We start from the raw sequence: 16,525 nt of genomic DNA, 5'->3' as shown, positions 1-16,525 counted from the left end.
CAGACCAGTAGGTCGGTTCGTCGGCCATGCCGAAGGACTGCAGCAAATCCCCCGCGATGCTACCGAACGAACGTTGACCATGGCGTGAATTTCGGATGATCGCCCGGCACCTGTGACGTCCGGGCGCTCCTACGATGCGGCGACGGGCGTACCGAGCCACCGATGCATCGCCGTCCAGCGGAGCGCCCACCCCGCACTTCGGTCGGTGTCGCGCGATCGAGCAAACACCGCTGCAGCGATTCCCGGATTCGGCTCGCGGTCCGCTGCCCGGTGGGATGATCGACCGGTGAGCGAAGATCCTGGAGACCTCGCCGCGGAGCGCGCCGCCGAGTTGCGACGCCGTGGCGAGGCGCTCGAGCACGGCGAGCCCGTCACCGCCGAGGACGTCGAGGGCGCGCGTCGCCACGCCGCCGCGTCGCGGGAGCGGTCCGAACGCGCGCATCAGCAGTCCGCCCGTCGGCACGAGGCGTCCGCTGCCGCCCACCGCCGCGCGGCGGAGACCCACGAGGCGGCGGTCGCCGACGGGATCGGCGACCGGGCCGAACACCAGGCGGCCGCCGAACGCCACCGCGCCGCCGCCGTCGAGGCGGAGCAGGCCGCCCAGCGTGACGACGAGGGCGCCGAGGCCGACCGTCAGTAGCTCGACGGCTACCGCGACGACGTCGGCAGACCGACGAGGGAGAGCACGTGATGCGGCGTGCCGCCCGGCGGGGCGACGAGGGTGCACGTCGTGCCCCGCTCGGCCGCGATGCGGCACGCCCTGGCAAGGACGCTGATCGCCGCCGAGCCGAGATGGGTGGCCGCGCTGACGTCGATGGTCAGCCCGGCGGCGCCGGTAAGCCCCCGAGCGGCCAGGACCTCGGCCAGCACCGGCGCGGCGGCGGTGTCGACGTCACCCGCCAGCAGGATCACGCCATCCGTCTCCACGACCACGTCGAAGTCGGTCACCGGTGGTGCCGGAACGGCGTGGGTGGAAGCGGCATCGGTGACGATGTGGGCAGCACGGGTGACGCGATGGACCGCGGTGACGGTGGTGCCGCCCGCGGTCCGCTCGATCGTCGTGTCGGGTACGAGGGCGAACGCGAGGGGCAGACCGCGTCCGCGATCGGCCGACGCGTGCGGCTGTTCGCGCCAGCGACCGCGGTCGGCCACCGTCACGCGCGCCTGGCCCCTCTGGTCGAGGATTCCGTCGACCCGCACCGTGCCCGAACTGGCGGCGACATGGGCGTGTTGGGCGGCGTTCGCGACGAATTCGGTGACCGCGTGCTCGAGCACCTGCCCGCTGACCGCGTCGCCTCCGAGGGCGCCGAGCCACTGGCGGAGACGCGTCCGCACCGCGCGCTCGGCCTGCCCGTCGGCGGGGACGTCGACGTGCAGGTCCGGCGGCGGCGGGCGCCGTTGCGCAGCGAGCACGGTGATGTCGTCGCCATACCCGGTGGCGCGCAACAGGAGTTCCACGGCGTGCGAGCACAGCCGCTCCACCGGCACCTGCCGCGGGTCGAGGGCGAAGCCGACCTCTCCGCGCAGCACGCGGGCGGTCACGTCGGCGACCTCGGTGGTGCTCGACGGCACGTGGCGCCCCGGACGCTCGATCAACCCGTCGCTGTAGAGCAGCACGACGTCGCCATGGTCGAGATGCGTCGTGCGCGTCGTGAAGGGGTGACCGTATCCCAGCGGACGGGCCCCGGTGGGTTCGAGATAGCAGGCATCCCCGTCGACGGTGAGGGTCAGCGGCGGGGGATGCCCCGCGGTGCAGTACTCGACGTCGCCGCCCGGATCGAGCCGGAGGACGCACAGGGTGGCCGACGCGGCTCCCGGGATCTCGGTGGCGAAGTCGTCGACGGCCTGCAGCGCCTCGGCGATCCCCGCACCGGCATGCAGCTGCATGCGCACGGCGGTACGCAACTGCGCCATGACCGCCGCGGCGCGCACGCCGTGGCCGACGACGTCACCCACCACGAGGTCGACCTCACCGCCCGGGTGCGTGACGACGTCGAACCAGTCGCCGCCGGCCGCGGTGTCCCGGGTCGCCACCAGGTAGGCCGCGGCGACGTCGAGCCCGGGAAGCACCGGGACGGCGGGTGCGAGCAGCGCCTGCTGCATCAGGGTGGCCGAGTCGCGCACCGATTCGTAGCGGTCCTGCAGCAGCCGGGCGCGCGCCTGGTCGGCCTGGCGGGCGAGCACCCGCTCGGTCACGTCGTAGGCCAGGATCTGGACGCCGAGTACCGCGCCGTCGGGAGCGCGCCGCGGGCTGATCGTCATGTCGATGAACGCCTCCCGCAGCCCGGAGCCGTCGACGTCCAGCTGCACGCGCCACTCACGGGTCTGCAGCGGCTCGCCGGTGTCGTACACCTCGCGCAGGGCGGCGTCGACGCGCTGGTCGATCAGCACGGGCGCGGACTCCCACAGCGACTGCCCCATCGCGAAACGCGGATAGAAGGCGCGGTAGGCGGCGTTGACCGCCGAGAACGTCATCTGCGGACCGTCGAGGCCGAGCAGCATGACCGGGACCTGGTCGAACACGCTGCGGACGGTCTGGGCATCACCGATCAACGCGTCGAGAGGATCCTGCTCGACCACGGCGCCCCCATCCCGTCGGTGCTGCCCTACATCCTGTTTAGCAGCTGGGCCTGTCTAGCAGCTGAGGCTGGAACCGGGGACGGTGCACGTCCGGCGGCGGCGTGGCGGTGACGGTCGACCCGCGAACGCGGTCGTCGTGAGTGGTCCCGACTGGGATCGAACCAGTGACCTTCCGCGTGTGAGGCGGACGCTCTCCCCCTGAGCTACGAGACCGGGGACTCCGTCGACCATAGCCCGACGGACGCCGAAGATTAACACGCGCACGGCCCCGGTCGGCAATCGGCGTACCGCGGCGGCGTCGTCGCCAGGGCGGCTTACCGCCGGACTCGACGGGAGCGCAGCGCGACGACGCGAGCGGGGCCGAGCTGCGGATTCGCGTCCGCGTCTTGGGGATTTGTGCCTCGTCGCTCGCGTGCACTATCGTCTTCCTTCGCGACGGGCGACGACCTCGACCGTGGCGTGCGGATGTAGCGCAGTTGGTAGCGCATCACCTTGCCAAGGTGAGGGTCGCGGGTTCGAATCCCGTCATCCGCTCGGAGGGTGCAGTGGCATCAACCCCAGCGGTGGAGTGGCCGAGTGGTGAGGCAACGGCCTGCAAAGCCGTGCACACGGGTTCGATTCCCGTCTCCACCTCCAACATGAAGGACCCCCGGCGCGATTAGCTCAGCGGGAGAGCGCTTCCCTGACACGGAAGAGGTCACTGGTTCAATCCCAGTATCGCGCACCATGCCTCACGTGCTGCAACGGCTTTCCGGAACCGACGTTGCACCACATATGCACCACAAGGTTGTTGCAGGTCAGCGGCTCGCACAGTGTCGAGGGAGCGTCCCGTGGCCAAGCTCAGCAACCGTGCACTCTGCTGCAACTGCGGCACCCTGCGGACGGTGAGCGTCAACTATCGAAGGCTCGATGACCCCAATCGAAGCTTCGATGACAACGAGCACCCACTCGGCTGGCGCTGCACCCTGACGTTGAGGTGCTCGTCATGCCGTCGTCGCACACGACACGCCACACTGCGCGACTTCACCTGGGACGGGCGCCGCGACGACCAGTCCCGCGACGTCGCTGAGACCCGCCAGCACTTGGCACCTGGCAGCGGTCTACCACTCGACCGCTGACCTCGTAGCGTGCGCTTCACAAGCGCCGTGTGGTGGAGTCGGGCTTATGTCCTCCACACCAAGCGTCAACGCACCGCAGGAGCCGACTGAGAGCGCCGGAGAGGCGTCCGGGCCGGCTGCCGCGGGTGGGCCACCGAAGCGGAAGCAACACCGCATCTTGATGCCGCGGGACGCCTTCCGCACCGTCTTCCTCGAGATGATCTTCAATCCCGCCGGACCTGACGGCCGCGCCGAAGACGAACAGGCGACCGTCATCGCGAAGGCCACGGGATTCTTCTACCAGGATGGGGACGAGACCTTCATCGTGACGGCTCGCCACAACCTCACCGGTCGTCACTGGGAAACGAACGACTTCCTCTCCACCGTCCGTCTGGTCGAGCCCACCCACCTACGAGTGACCCTCCGCAAAGCTCCGCCTGCCGACGGGGGTTGGTCGACAACAGCCGGATCCACTGAGATGCATATCGCGCTTGCACAGTTCGGCGTCTGTCTCATAGACGAGGCGTGGCGACCCCTCTGGCTCGAGCACCCCGAGATGCGGGCGGAGATGGACGTTGCCGCGCTGCCGTTTCCTGACCCCGGGGAGATGCAGATAGTTCCGTGGGAACTCTCGGACATCGGAGAGGATGACCAGTCGCGACTATGGATCACCCAGGACCTCTCGATCGCTGGGTATCCGTTCGGTCTCGTCAGCGGCCCCGGCCTCCCGTTATGGATTCGCGGTTCGATCGCGTCGGAGCCGACGCTCTTTTACAGCCACAAGGGGAAACCGCTGCCAGCCCTGCTGGTCGATGCCCGCACACGGAAGGGCCAATCGGGTTCGCCCGTGATGCTCACCCGTCTACCCGGCACGCCCATCCTTTCTGGAGCCGGTGAAGGCAGCCGTTTAGTGGGGTTCGCGCAAGGCATTCACTCAAGACTGATTGGCGTCTACACCGGTCGCATATCCGATGAGTCGGACCTCGGCTTCGTGTGGCGCATGGAAGAAGCTCGCAAGGTGTGCCAGGGAGTCCGGCCCGAATACCCCTTCAGACCCCTCCCCGATGCCGATAGACACGATTGGCCAGCCTGATTCGACCTAGGCCGCCGATATGCGGTCGTCCGCGGTCACTCGCACGCGCCTGACGGTCTTCGCCTTCCATGGAAGGTCGAACACAGGCTCGGTCCAGCCGTTGCCGGTCCACTGCTGGCCGCACGCGATGTGGTGCGGCACCACGATCGGCAGGCCGGCCTCGTAGTCCACCAGTCGGCGGACCGCCGGGTGATCCGGATCGCTGCTCGGCGGCATCGGGTGATCGCAACCAGTACCGCGACACATACCGCCCTCACTATCGTCGTGAGGGGACATCCGCTGCCGCGGATCGCCGCTGCGCTCGTACTCCCACTCGACGTACGGGGCCATCCACTCGTAGATCCCGGGCCGCGCCTCCGACGGCGGCGCGCCGCCGGGGCCAGCGGCGTGACGGGCATACCGAGGCATCTCAGGCGGACCCCGGGCCGTGATGGCGCGTGTTGGCCGCGGCAGCCGCCTTGCGGCTCTTCGCCGACGGCGGAACCGGCATCTCCGTCTTGATCTGCTTCAGCAGACGAGCGATCGACGCCTCGAGCAGCCGCAGCTCGACCGCGATGCTCAACGACAGACGCGTGTCGTCGCACGATGCGTACCGCTGCTGCAGCGACACCCGGCGGTCGATGGAATCGGCGATCAGCCCCCGCACGGTCGCCTCGGCCTGCGACCAGGTCAACGGCTCGCCCAGGACGACAGCGTTCTCGGCCAGCTCGGCGTCCAGGCCGGCGAGCACCGCCAGCGCCTCGGCGGTGCGCTCCGCCGGCGGACTGGCCGGCGAAGAGGCAGCTGTAGAGGGCGCCGCCTTATCCGTGGCATCCGTGACGGATCGGACCGCACGCCGATGAGCCTTCGATCGGCACGCCGTCGAGCATGTCTTCGCGTCCGCACGCTTGGCGATGAAGCCTTTGCCGCAGGTGACGCACTTCTTCTTGCTGGCCATCACTCCGCCCGTCCTAGCGGCTGCGGAATGCGTGCCGTCGGCCTAGCCGTTGCGCAAACCCTGCGATTCTGCGTGCGGGAAGCGTATTTCACAGGACGTTGCGGCAGGGAAGACACCCCCCGGGGAGGGGGGTGACCCCCTGGGTGAGCGATGCGCACGCCCAGCGCCGTCGTGACGGCGCGAACGTCAGCCGCGGCGGATCCGACGACGGTTGTCGGTGTCAGCCGGCGTCGTCGAGCAGCTCGCCGAAGCCGTTCCTGCGGACGGAATACTCCACCAGTGGGGTCATCGGGCGCGAGTTGAGCCAGTCGCGAAGGGCTCGAGCTTGCTGGTCGCGTGGCGCATCGACCAGGCCCTGTCGGCGAAGCAGTTCGGTCACGGTCACGGGTTGGTACTGATCGGCCGGGACGAGGTGCAGGTCGTCGGTGAACCTGTTCCCGTCCATGGCTGCCATCGTAGGGAATGGGTGTGACGCGAGTGAGCCCCGACCGTGGTGGTCGGGGCTGACTCTGTGGTGGTGTCAGGCGAGGTCGGTCCATTCGGTCCAGGTCGGGTAGGGCAGGTCGTCGTACTGGACGATCGCGATGTCTGCGGTCCGGTCGTTGAGGAGGTCGCCCTTGGCTCCGGTCTGGCGGTTTTGGATTCGGGTGGTGTTCATGTCGGTTCCTTTCGGTGTGGCTGTTTGCCTTACACCTCAAGTATAGCGCGTTTACCCACATAACCGCAAGTTCTAGCGGGGTAAATCTGCTATATTCTTTTGCATGGGAACGCTCGATGACATCACTGCCAACCGTGCCAAGCGCCGTGAGCTGACGCAGCAGATCGCCGACCTGGACGCGGCACTCGAAGGCCCCGAGGGCCTGGTGGCACGGGCGTTCGAGGACGGCGCCACGGGACCGCAAATCGCCACCGCGGCCGGCGTGTCGAAGCCGCGCGTTTACCAGATCCGCGACGGTCGTCGCTGATCTTGATTGGGTTGTCGGCGGCGGCTGGCGCAGGTACCCGCTGGGGCACAGTGATTGCCCGTCGTGGCGTGTCCTTGCCCGGATCTCGTTGGGTTTGACGCCGCGCCGCCGCCAGCTCATGGGGTCTCGAGTGCGATGACGCGATCCTCCAGTGCGCGGACGGCGTCGAGCATCGCGCTGAACGCCTCGACGGTGAACACTGGGTCGAGTGGCGCGCCCCAGTTACTACCCGGCGTGCGGCGTCCGTAGGTATCGACGATTGCGCGTGTAAGCGGCGGCAAGCTGGTCGATTCTTCGTCGTAGGTACGTGCCATGGATAGCTCCTTCACAGTCGGCGGTTGGTCGTCGTGTCGATGGACCGGATCTCAGCGCGGATGCGCTTGATGTCGAGTTGTGGCGGCGGTTCTGTGCGGCCGGTATTGCGGTGTCCGCAGTTGCGGACGCGGGCGGTGAGCAGGTCGGAGTTGGCGTTGTTGCGGCGCGGCATCACGGTCCCATCGGGTGGTTGGCGAGCGCGGCCTGCTGCTCGATGTTTTCGCGCAACTGCAACTCCGCGAGCATGTTTCGGGTGTCGACGCCCTGGATGTGGTACGTCGCCTGCCGGCCGGTGAAGGCGGGCATCGCGGTCTGCGGAGTGCGGGGTTCGGACACCTGCGTGCGCCCGTACGCCTCGGGCGTCGTCATGAACGACCCCGGCACTGAACCGACGAGTGCGCCGCTGATGATGTTCGCGACGCCCTCTGCGATCTTGCCGCCCTGCTGGATGCCGCCGGCGACGAGCGCGCCGATGCCGCCTCCCCCGCCGCCACCCATGCCCATGGCGGCGACGCCCGCCGCGGTGCCGGCGATGTTGCCGAGGGTGGCTGCGGTGGACGTGATGCCTTGCTTGACCCAGTCGAGGGTGTAGTCGGTCGCGGCTGGACCGCCGGACGCTCCTCCTCCTGCTGCTGGCGTGAATGCCGGGGCCTGTTGTTCGAGGGGCGGCGGCTGGATGGGCTGCTGCGCTACCGGCGGCACAGTGGCCTGCGTCGGTGGCGGTGGCGGTGGCTGCACTGCGGGGGGCGGCGTGCGAGTGGCCGGCGGGCGGGACGCGACGGCTGGCGGCGGGGTCGCCGCTGCGATGCGCGGCTCCATCTTCTGCGCAGGTGTCGGGGTGAAGTCCGGGCGCGAAGGAGTGGGGGGGCAGTGGCTTGATGAAGGCAGCGATTGGCGGGGCCTCACCGCCGACGGCCTGCACCCACCGCGGCCCGTGCGGCGTTCCGGTATCCGGTGTCTGCTGCTGTGCTTTCCCGCCGCCGGCGGTGTGCACGTGGACGTGGTCCATGTGATTCTGGGTGGGGCTGCCGCGGTCCTCTATAGGCACCACGCGGCCGTCGGAGTAGTGCATCGCCTGCTGCCAAATGACGTAGTCGACGCGTGGGTCGCGCAGCGCGAACGCTGCGACCTGGTCGCCAAGGGTCTTGCTACTCCCGGGGATCATGACGTCGGCGGCCTGGCCCGAGCTGTGCTCGTTGTAGCCGTCGGGCGGGCGCCATCCGCCGATCTGCTTGACCTGTGGGAAGGCTGCTCCGATGGCGTCCGCGACGTCGACGGTGGCCTGCTGCATGCCGTTGGGTGCGACGCGTGCGGTCCCGCCGCCGGCGGCCGAGGTAGTCGTGCCCTTCGCGTGCAGCTCGGCGAGGTCGGCGCGGGCGTCGGCGGCGTCCTGTTTCGCGTTGGCGAGGTCGTTGTCCAGCGCGGTGCGTCGGGATCCGGCGGCGTCGGCGGGCAGCTCGGCGATCCGCTGGGTGATTTCGGCGATCTTCTGGTCGGCGCGGTCGACCTTCTGCGACCCCTCGCGGAGCTGCTTGTCGGTGGCGGCCTTGGTCTTGCCGCTACCGGTGTCGGTGGTGTCGTCGTCGGGGGCGAACGGGCCGTTCTCGCCGAGGTAGAAGCCGGCCGACGCCGCGGCGGCGCGGAAGAGCTCGTTGTCGGGCGAGAGGATGGAGTTCTCGAGGCCGACGGCGCCGAGCAGTCCCTTGTAGAGGGTGGTGCCGAACCCGAGGAGGGTCTTGCCGGCGAACTTGCCGAGCCAGTCGCCGGTCTGCTTTCCCCACTGCGACAACATCTCTGGGTCGTTGCCGGCCTGAGCGAGACCGAGGAATCCGGGGATGATCTTCGGGCCGTCGTAGGTGTCGGTTGCGGTGGTGTCGGCGCCGGCGGGTGCGCCGAGTAGGCCGCCGATGCGGGCCGCGGGTCCGCCGATGCCGGACAGGAACGAGTCGGCGATCGACCCGATGCCGCCGCCGACCGGGTCGGCAACGACGGCGGGTCCGGGCAGCGGACCGGGGGTGACCGGGTTGCCGTGCTCGTCGATGAAGCCGCCGGGGGCGAAGCTGCGGCCTTGGGTGAGCGCCCACAGCGCCTGGTCGCCGACGGCGGCGCGGGCGTGCGCGGGCAGGATCCACTCGTCGGAGTGCACCTCGGCGAACCAGCCGCCGGTCGGTCCGGGTCCGCGTCGGCCACCGGACGGCGTGGGTCCGCCTTCTCGTTTGGGCGGCGGCAGCGCGAACGGGTCGCTGGCGGTGGTGTTCGGGTTGGCCGGCATCGGCGGCAGCGCGGCGTTCTGCCGCGTCGGCAGCGCGCGGAGCATGTCGCCGAGGGTGCCGAGCTTGCCGATCGCGTCGGTGTAGCCGGCGGGGTCGATGCCGACCTTGATGGTCTTGTCGTTGTCGTTGACCACCAGGCCGGTGATCTGCTTGAGGGTGTCGATGACCTCCGGGGCCAGCGGCGCGGTCGTGCGGATCGTCTTGTCGTTGTCGACGGTCACTTCGACGTTCATCGCCTTGAGCAGCTCGAGGATCGCCTCACCCTGCGGGATCTCGACGTTGATCGGCACGTCGCGGGGCACCGACTCGAACGCCGACCTGATGTTCGCCGCGGCCTGCGGAACGTCGACGCCCATCTTGTCGGCGACGGTTTGCAGCGTGCCCGCAGCGGCGGCGGCACCCTCCTGCCCGGACAGCACCTCCTCGCGGACCTTCGACAGCGCGTTGATCGCGACATCGCCGGCGGGTCCGAACTTCTCGAGGTTCGCGAGCATGGCGTCGAACAGCGGCTGACCGCCGGCGACCGTCGCGGCGAGCTGGGACGGGTCGAGGTTGAGGTTCTCGACCGCCTCGGCGGCGGCCTTGGCCTTGCCGGGGTCGTTCATCAGCAGCGGGTCGGCGGCGAACTGGTCGGGCAGGGTGGCGAGCCGCTCCTGCAGCGCCGACATGGTGCTGTCGTCGAGCTGCCCGCCGGACGACAGCAGCGCGTCGTTGAGGTTCTTCTGGGTGCCGCGGACCGCGTCCATGGTGTCGCCCATCGCGGCGAGCTGCGCGTCGTAGGCGCGGGCGGCGTCGGTGGCCGCCTTGGTCGCCTCCTCGGTTTGGCGGATGTTCGACTGGATGACGCCGAACACGCCAGCCCCGGTGCCCAGCACGGCGCCGATCGCGGTGCCCCACGGCCCGAACATCGACCCGGCGAGCGCACCACCGCCGGCCGCACCGAGGACGCCGAGGGTCTGACCTACGCCGCTGTCACTCGATGAGGCGACCATGCTGCCCCCGGCGAGCAGCCCGACGGCGGGTCCGAGCCTGCCGGCCTTCCCCGCGATGCCGGTCAGCGCGCCATCGACCTTGCTGAGCGACGACAGCAGCGCGGACACGCCGTTCATTGACTTCCATGCGATGAACGCGAATGCGACCGCCTCCACACCGCCGGGGATGCCGGTGAGCAGGTTGGTCACCTGGGTGAGCGCGGGTATGAGGAACGCCGTCCATCCCTTCGCGGCGTCGTAGACGCCGCCGAACATCTCGGCGAGGTTTTCCAGCAGCGGCAGCAGCTGCGCGAGCTGCTCTCGGCCCTCGGCGAAGAACCGCCGCAGCGTGTCCTGTCCCTGGGCCGAGTTGAGGAACGCCTGCAGGCGGTCGGTCGACTTTGCCAGCCACTCGAGGAACTGCCCGCCGCCCCCGGCGGCCGAAGTCAGCGCGGTGAAGGACTTCCCGATGTTCAGCACCGTGCGGCCGAGATTCGTTATGCCGTCGAGGGATTCGTCGATCCACCTCTGCAGGCGGCCGTCCTGGTCGGCTGCGTTGATGAAGTTCTGGAAACGCGTCGACACCGCGGCGAACGCGTCGGCGAGCCGAGGCAGGGAGTCCGTGCCGGCGGCGGCCAGCGTCCCGACGCCCTTGACCAGCGGGTCGATCGCGGCGGTGACCCGGGACTGGGCCTCGCCGGTGTTGCCGAGGATCCGCTCGATGATGCCCTGCACGGGCAGCGAGTTCAGTGTCGTCGCGACCTGCTTGAAGTTCTCGTTCAGTCCGGCGGCGACTGGCCCGAGGCCCTTCCGCAGCAGCGGCAGCTGCGTCGCGGCGAGGTCGCGGACGCTCGCGTCGAGCCCCTCGAAGACGGTGCCCTGGACGCTCTGCTGCAATTCCTTGAATGCCGGCGTCACGTCGCTGATAGCGCGAGTGAACGTCGCGGCCTGCGGCGACACATTCTTGAGTGCGGCGTCGAGCTTCGCCGCGGACTCCGCGGTGCCGTCCTGCGCGGCAGCCATCGCATCGAATACCTCGGGCAGGCCAGATGTGGCCAGCTTCATCGTGGCGATCGACGTTGCGGCGCCGGCGATGGCGCCCGGCACCAAGAGGCCGGCCTGCGCCACCTGTTGCAACGACCCGGCGACGGTGGTCAGTGCGGTCGCCGCCGCGGGCAGGCTGCCGAGTGCCGCCGCGCCGAGGTTGATGCCCACCGGGCCGGTCAACCCGCCGAAACCGCCTCGGCCGCCACGGCGTCCCCCGCCCCCGCCACCGCCGAGTCCGCTGATCGCACTGCTCGCGTGGGAGGTGTCGGCATGGACTTCGACGGTGACGCGCTGCAGCTCCTGAGCAGCACGCCACGCCTGCACCGACGCCGTCGCGGCGCCGGTGTCCACGTCGACACTCAGCCGAATCGGCAGGCGGGCCTGTTCCTCCCGGAACACCGACAGCTGGCGGGCGGCGTCGGTGGTGTCGGCGGTGACGCCGATGCCGACCCGCGGCGCCGGGGTGTCGCGCAGCTTCTGCTCGAGTTCCTGCCGGAACCGCGTCAGGTCCGGCGAGACGTGGACGTCAAAGCCGGGGTCGCTGATCGCCCGGAGCTTGCGCTCGAGGTCGCGGAGGAAGCTCGTCGCGTCAGGTGTGATCCTGACTGAGGCCGTGCCGGCCGAGAAGTCGGGCATCAGTCGTCCTCGGCCGCCGCCGCCGGTGCGGACTGCACCTTCGCCGAAAACGCGCTGGGCCGGCGGCGCTCGCGGGTTAGTGAGTCATAACGCGACGACAGCACGCTATCGGTTTCTGCCACACTCGTTCGTGGTGCGCTGTAGTCCACAGCGAGGCCCGACGCGAATCCGTCGCGCTGGCGGTTATGCAGGCCCACGCCGGCCCTATAGCGTTGTTTGGCCGGCTGCACCGTGGCGTTCGGGCTCTCTCGGACGTGGCGCAGCATGTCCTCCGGTTCGTCGGACGACGGAGTGGGATCGAACCGGCCGTTGAGGGGGTCGGCGTTCATGAACGACGGCGCTTCGCCTCGGATGGCGTTGTAGCGGAAGAGGTCAGGCACGGTCTCTGGGTCGGGCGTGGCCAGGCGTTCGCGCAGCTGCTCGGCGGTCGGTACCCAGGCGCCGGCACCGCTGCGGATGCACCAGACGATCCGGGCGGCGGCATCGTCGGGCCACGGCACCTTCTCGTCTTCGCCCCAGCCGGGGGTGACGGCATCGAGCGCCCGGAAGAAGTAGATCCGTTCGTCAGGCCGCCTGCGGCCGTCGCCGAGCGCCGCACGGTGAAGCATGTTGTCGTCGAAGAAGTTCGTCAGCCGGTACACCGCGGTCTGCAGCCGGCGGACCTCGTCGATCTCCGGGGCCAGTTCCCACAATGCCTTCCAGTCATCGGAGCAGCCGCCGCGGACGGCGGCCTCGATGCTGTTGACCTCGAAACCGGCGGTCTCGTCCATCGCCTGAACGACCGCCACGGCCTGGCCCCAGACCTGCTCGAAGCGGCTGCTCAGCAGCTGGAGGAGGTCATCGACGCCGTCTCCGGTCAGCCGGTCGCGGATGTCATCCTCGAGCCGGGTTTGCAGGTCGGTCAGTGCCGCGATCTCGGCTTCGCGCTTCACGTCGGCCGTGCGGCGCTTCGCCGCACCGGCGAGCCAGTCGGCGACGCCGTCCGCGGTGTCGGGCATGGCCGCCGACAGCGTGTCGGCGGTCTGCCGGCGTTGCGTCGCGGCCTCTTCGGCGGCCTCCGCGATCTTGATCTTCTCGGGTACGTCGGGCCACGCCTCGGCCATTAGATCGGCCAACGCCGCGTCGGTCATCGTCTGAGTCAGGAATCGGTCTCGGAAAGAGAACACCATGTCACTACTTGCCCTTCACGTAACCGCGGCGAACCGCTTCCTGGTAGCCCGCGTTCGAGTGTGAGACCGGTCGCTGCCCGTCGGTGCCGTCGACGCCGTGGCCGGGTGCTCCTGCCGCGGGCTTGCGGACGCGTCCTTCGAGGGCCGACCATTCGTCATCGGACAGGCCGGCGAGGTACTCCTCGAACTTGTCGGACAGCTGAGCCATGTCGTCGCCTCTCCTTCGCGCGCTCAAGCACTACGTCTCGGCTGAAATACCAATAGCGACCGTGCTTTTGGCCTCCGTAGTCGGAAGCTCGGCGGCTGAGATGCCTGGTTGACAGGCCCAGGATCTCAGCCGCCTCGCCGGACGGGAGGAACCGATCCGCCTCCGATTGTGCTCCCCCACTTGAGCTTTCATGTCCTCCGGAGGACATGACTGACTGCATGTCCAACCTATCGCCGACCTCCGAAACCCACGGCGGGACCACGATCCGGTTCCGTCGCAGCGTGCTGATCAGCACGTTGACCGCCATCAGCGCGTCCTCGAGATCGTCACCCGACAGCTGCATCGCCGCCCCCCTCCGCAGCCAGCTGGTCGAGCGCAGCGACGAGCTGTTGCTCGAGCAGGGCTACGAGCTGACGGCGTTGTCGATCCGGGGTGTCCCAGATCAGGGATGCCGAGAAATGCAGGAGCTGCGTCGTCACCGCGAACATGCAGAGGTCGCAGTTACCGATGTCCTCGAGCACTGGTCGGGCGTCGCCGTCGAGTGCCTGCTCGTGGAAGTAGGTCAGCAGGAGCCGCATCGCTCGCGCATGAGTCAGCGGCCCCGAGCTGCCCGTCGCCGTCAGCACGGGATCACAGCGATGCATCGGGCACTCCTCCGCGGCCGGCGACGACACCAGCGGGCCGCTGGCGTGCGGGCAGTGAGTCGACCCAAGCTGCGCACGCGTGGAGCGCCGGGCATCGGTCGCAGAGTCCGCGGGCTTGCCGGTGCCGCGCTGCGGCGGTCGTGTGGTGCTCGCCGGCGGCCTGCTCGTCGAACAGGTGTCCCCTGCCGCGGCAGCGGGCGCCCGGCAGTGACGGCGCGCCCGCGAGAGACGAGAGCAGTGTGGCGAAGTCGGTCATGCCGGATCCTTTGCTGGACCGAGCTCTTTTGCTGACGACGCGTCCCGACGGGTGGTCCCGTGTCCCTTCGGTTGCGCCGCTTTGGGCGGTACACCGGTACACGGTGGCTTCTCCGCTGGTGGGTACGTTTTCGGCGGTACACCCGTTGGTTCACCCCGGTACACCTCATCCGGTGAGGTGTTCCTATCCGGCGGGTCGGTGTACGGAGGTACACCTTCTATCTCTGCAGGTGGGACCGTTTCAAGGTCCGGGTGTACCGGTGTACTGGTGTACTTCGCGCCTCCCTTCTCGGCGGGGAACTTGTACACCATTCCTTCGTCGATCAGTTCGGCTACGGCGCTGTCGAAGTGATCGCGGATGTCCATCTTCAGGCTGCGACGGAGGTCGGCGTGGGTTTGCTCGGCGTGCTTCTTCAGGCCGCGCATGATGGACTCTCGGGCTCGCCGGACCTTCCTGTCGGTCGCCGCCTGGTCCCGCTCGTCGTCCTCGATCGCTCGGGCGACGTTGCGGCGGCGGCTGTGTTCGCGGAGGGTCTGCCGGCAGTGCTCGCGTTCGGCGGAGCTGACCGCCATGACGGTGCCGGCGAGCGACCAGTCGTCGATGGTGACACCTCGGCGTTGGTCTAGGACCGCCAAGGCGACGGCGATCTTGGCGCGGACGAGAAGCGCGTGCCCGTCGAGCGGATTGACCGACGCGTCTCCCCGGAGCACCAGGAGGCGGAACTCGTCGATCTCGGCGACGACCACGTCCGGCAGTTCGATCTCGGTCGGTGCGCTCGACGCCCCCCAGTCGAGGACGGGGAACTCGCGGGCGAGGGGGCATGCCGGGCGTTCGTCGGGAGCGTCGGCGTCTGACACCGGAAGCCACACGAACCTCTGCGGCAGGCCGCCGTCGGCCGCGTCGAGCAGCGGACGTGACCGCAGCGGCTGAACGCCAGCGATCACGCATGCGCGGTATTCGTGTGCGGGCACGATGCAGCGGGTGTGGACCGCGGAGTTGGCGAAGCCGAGGGACTCCCCACTGAACATCTTGCGCAGCTCGGCGCCGAGCGTCGCGCCCTGCCGGCCGGCGAGTGTGGTGAGCGTGTCGACTTCTGGGGCGGAGAAGATCGCCGCCGGGACTGGCTCACCGTCGCCTGCGGGCCGGAACGTGCGTGCGACGCCTTCACCAGATCCGAGCGGGACGGGTGTGGGGACGGCGTCGTTGACGTTTCGGTCCAGGAACGCGACCGCCTGGGCGGCGGCGGCTTCGGCCGTGCCCTTCCCGGCGCCGGACGGTCCGACGAGCGCGATGAAGACGTTGAGCGATCCCTGGCCGCCGACCATGGGGGCGAGCCGGACCTTGGGCGGCACCGTGGCCAGTGCGCGGACGAGGGTGACGCCGAGGACGGCCCATGGCCCTGCTCGGCGGGCGCGAGCCACGTCGCGGATGTGGGTGAGGATGGGGCGGGCGGTCCAGAAGTCGGGGCCGTCGAGTAGTCGTGGGGTCGTCATGCTGTCTTCCTGGGGATGTAGGCGGTGCCGCGGCCCTGCAGCGTGCGGCGGGCGATGGCGCTCCAGTCAGCTGCCGTGCTGATGTCCCGTGACGCATGGGCACGGGCTTCTTGCTCGGTGTCGACTCGGAGGGACCAGTGCACGCCGGCCTCGAGCACGGCAGCGATCTTGCGGGGATCATCCGCCCGGAGTTGGCACCACTCGACGGTCCCGGCGGCGGGCCAACAGGGCACGTCCGCGACCTTCGCCAGCACGAAATCGTGGACCTCCAGCCAGGCGACTTGCTGGCTTCCTGGGGCGGTCATCGGACGACCTCGAGGTGACGGCGTGGACGTTGGGCGTCGACTCCGCGGCAGGGGTGGTACGCCTGCTTCCGGATCGCCCTTGCGGTAATCCGGTTGTGGCACTTCCGGTATGGCTCTGCTTGGCAGTACCGGCAAGGCACAGCGAACGGAGACGCATGCCGCTGAGCTAGACTCGGGTGGTCCGCCGCCGTGGACTTCGAATCCGTCCGGTTCCCCGCCGGGCGGATTCTCTTTTCGGTGATCACGCCACGTCACCCCGCAGTGGAGTAAGCATCGCGTCGAGGTCGGCGATTTTCACCTTGATGATGCGGTTGCCGATGCGGTAGGCGGGCAGTCGATTGGCCGTGATGGCTCGTCTGATCGTGCTCTTGTGAACGTCGAGATAGGCTGCGGCTTCAGGTATTCCGAGGTATGCCGGCCGAATCTCTTCCGAAGGTCGCCGAGTCCGCCTGTTGGTGGCGGATGGTTGCGCCGCGGACGGCGACTTCTTTCGCGTTGGTGCCATTGGAACTCCCGAGGCATGAGGAACTTAGCCC

At 69.2% G+C, this 16,525-nt stretch carries 17 protein-coding genes and 4 tRNA genes; 6 read left to right on the top strand and 15 right to left on the bottom strand.

Translation table 11 applies throughout. The features are described from left to right. Positions 1-286 precede the first annotated feature (286 nt). Positions 287-640, top strand: coding sequence for a hypothetical protein (locus FZ046_RS17440; protein WP_070351533.1), 354 nt, complete (start codon positions 287-289; stop codon positions 638-640). A gap of 8 nt (positions 641-648) precedes the next feature. On the opposite strand, the gene FZ046_RS17435 is transcribed toward FZ046_RS17440, so the two are convergent. Both FZ046_RS17435 and FZ046_RS17430 read right to left on the bottom strand, forming a co-directional pair. Then, positions 649-2,580, bottom strand: a complete 1,932-nt coding sequence (locus FZ046_RS17435; RefSeq protein WP_070351534.1) for a SpoIIE family protein phosphatase — start codon at positions 2,578-2,580, stop codon at positions 649-651. Between the two features lie 141 nt (positions 2,581-2,721). Continuing rightward, positions 2,722-2,793 (bottom strand) — tRNA-Val (locus tag FZ046_RS17430). A 248-nt stretch (positions 2,794-3,041) separates the two neighbouring features. Between FZ046_RS17430 and FZ046_RS17425 the strand changes: the two genes are divergently transcribed. From FZ046_RS17425 to FZ046_RS17410, 4 genes are all read left to right on the top strand, one after another. After that, positions 3,042-3,114 (top strand) — tRNA-Gly (locus FZ046_RS17425). Positions 3,115-3,142: 28 nt separating this feature from the next. After that, a tRNA-Cys gene (locus FZ046_RS17420) sits at positions 3,143-3,216 on the top strand. Between the two features lie 16 nt (positions 3,217-3,232). Further along, a tRNA-Val gene (locus FZ046_RS17415) sits at positions 3,233-3,307 on the top strand. Between the two features lie 551 nt (positions 3,308-3,858). Beyond that, positions 3,859-4,770: a hypothetical protein gene (locus tag FZ046_RS17410; protein WP_070351535.1), complete on the top strand. Its 912-nt coding sequence runs from the start codon at positions 3,859-3,861 to the stop codon at positions 4,768-4,770. A gap of 6 nt (positions 4,771-4,776) precedes the next feature. Here the strand turns inward: FZ046_RS17410 and FZ046_RS17405 are convergent, their stop codons facing one another. The 4 genes from FZ046_RS17405 to FZ046_RS27460 all read right to left on the bottom strand — a co-directional run bounded on the left by FZ046_RS17405 (position 4,777) and on the right by FZ046_RS27460 (position 6,365). Beyond that, positions 4,777-4,986 (bottom strand): hypothetical protein, encoded by a 210-nt coding sequence (locus FZ046_RS17405; protein WP_070351536.1) that lies wholly within the window; start codon positions 4,984-4,986, stop codon positions 4,777-4,779. A 193-nt stretch (positions 4,987-5,179) separates the two neighbouring features. Continuing rightward, positions 5,180-5,707, bottom strand: coding sequence for a hypothetical protein (locus FZ046_RS17400; RefSeq protein WP_125939662.1), 528 nt, complete (start codon positions 5,705-5,707; stop codon positions 5,180-5,182). Between the two features lie 220 nt (positions 5,708-5,927). Further along, positions 5,928-6,152 (bottom strand): hypothetical protein, encoded by a 225-nt coding sequence (locus FZ046_RS17395; protein ID WP_070351538.1) that lies wholly within the window; start codon positions 6,150-6,152, stop codon positions 5,928-5,930. Between the two features lie 75 nt (positions 6,153-6,227). Further along, entirely contained in the window at positions 6,228-6,365 is a 138-nt protein-coding gene (locus FZ046_RS27460) for a hypothetical protein (protein ID WP_170292447.1), read from the bottom strand. Between the two features lie 103 nt (positions 6,366-6,468). On the opposite strand from FZ046_RS27460, the gene FZ046_RS17390 reads away from it, so the two are divergent. Then, positions 6,469-6,672 (top strand): hypothetical protein, encoded by a 204-nt coding sequence (locus FZ046_RS17390; RefSeq protein ID WP_070351539.1) that lies wholly within the window; start codon positions 6,469-6,471, stop codon positions 6,670-6,672. 116 nt (positions 6,673-6,788) lie between these two features. Here FZ046_RS17390 and FZ046_RS17385 read toward each other — a convergent pair whose 3' ends face one another. The 9 genes from FZ046_RS17385 to FZ046_RS17345 all read right to left on the bottom strand — a co-directional run bounded on the left by FZ046_RS17385 (position 6,789) and on the right by FZ046_RS17345 (position 16,494). Then, a complete protein-coding gene (locus FZ046_RS17385) occupies positions 6,789-6,986 on the bottom strand; it encodes a hypothetical protein (RefSeq protein WP_125939663.1) in 198 nt (65 codons plus the stop codon). Positions 6,987-6,997: 11 nt separating this feature from the next. Then, the gene (locus FZ046_RS17380) at positions 6,998-11,914 is read right to left on the bottom strand and encodes a VldE C-terminal domain-containing protein (RefSeq protein WP_149484281.1); all 4,917 of its coding nucleotides are present in this window, start codon (positions 11,912-11,914) and stop codon (positions 6,998-7,000) included. After that, complete coding sequence (locus FZ046_RS17375) at positions 11,914-13,044, bottom strand: hypothetical protein (protein WP_070351541.1); 1,131 nt, start codon at positions 13,042-13,044, stop codon at positions 11,914-11,916. The genes FZ046_RS17380 and FZ046_RS17375 overlap by 1 nt, the downstream gene beginning before the upstream one ends. Before the next feature lie 43 nt (positions 13,045-13,087). Continuing rightward, positions 13,088-13,291, bottom strand: coding sequence for a hypothetical protein (locus tag FZ046_RS17370; protein WP_070351542.1), 204 nt, complete (start codon positions 13,289-13,291; stop codon positions 13,088-13,090). Positions 13,292-13,617: 326 nt separating this feature from the next. Beyond that, positions 13,618-13,935 carry a hypothetical protein gene (locus FZ046_RS17365; RefSeq protein WP_149484280.1) on the bottom strand — a complete coding sequence of 106 codons (318 nt, stop codon included), beginning with the start codon at positions 13,933-13,935 and terminating at the stop codon, positions 13,618-13,620. Then, positions 13,922-14,191, bottom strand: a complete 270-nt coding sequence (locus tag FZ046_RS17360; RefSeq protein WP_083297991.1) for a hypothetical protein — start codon at positions 14,189-14,191, stop codon at positions 13,922-13,924. The genes FZ046_RS17365 and FZ046_RS17360 overlap by 14 nt, the downstream gene beginning before the upstream one ends. Then, a complete protein-coding gene (locus FZ046_RS17355) occupies positions 14,188-15,543 on the bottom strand; it encodes a hypothetical protein (RefSeq protein ID WP_211372247.1) in 1,356 nt (451 codons plus the stop codon). Before FZ046_RS17355 ends, FZ046_RS17360 begins: the two co-directional genes overlap by 4 nt. A 137-nt stretch (positions 15,544-15,680) precedes the next feature. Further along, entirely contained in the window at positions 15,681-15,989 is a 309-nt protein-coding gene (locus FZ046_RS17350; RefSeq protein WP_070351545.1) for a DUF2742 domain-containing protein, read from the bottom strand. Positions 15,990-16,230: 241 nt separating this feature from the next. Continuing rightward, positions 16,231-16,494 (bottom strand): helix-turn-helix domain-containing protein, encoded by a 264-nt coding sequence (locus FZ046_RS17345; RefSeq protein ID WP_083297992.1) that lies wholly within the window; start codon positions 16,492-16,494, stop codon positions 16,231-16,233. Between the last annotated feature and the right edge of the window lie 31 nt (positions 16,495-16,525).

Origin of the sequence: Mycolicibacterium grossiae, assembly GCF_008329645.1 — a bacterium.
GTDB classification, from domain to species: domain Bacteria; phylum Actinomycetota; class Actinomycetes; order Mycobacteriales; family Mycobacteriaceae; genus Mycobacterium; species Mycobacterium grossiae.
The sequence above is the reverse complement of the archived record's forward strand: the minus strand, read 5'-3'. Positions and strand labels throughout refer to the sequence as shown.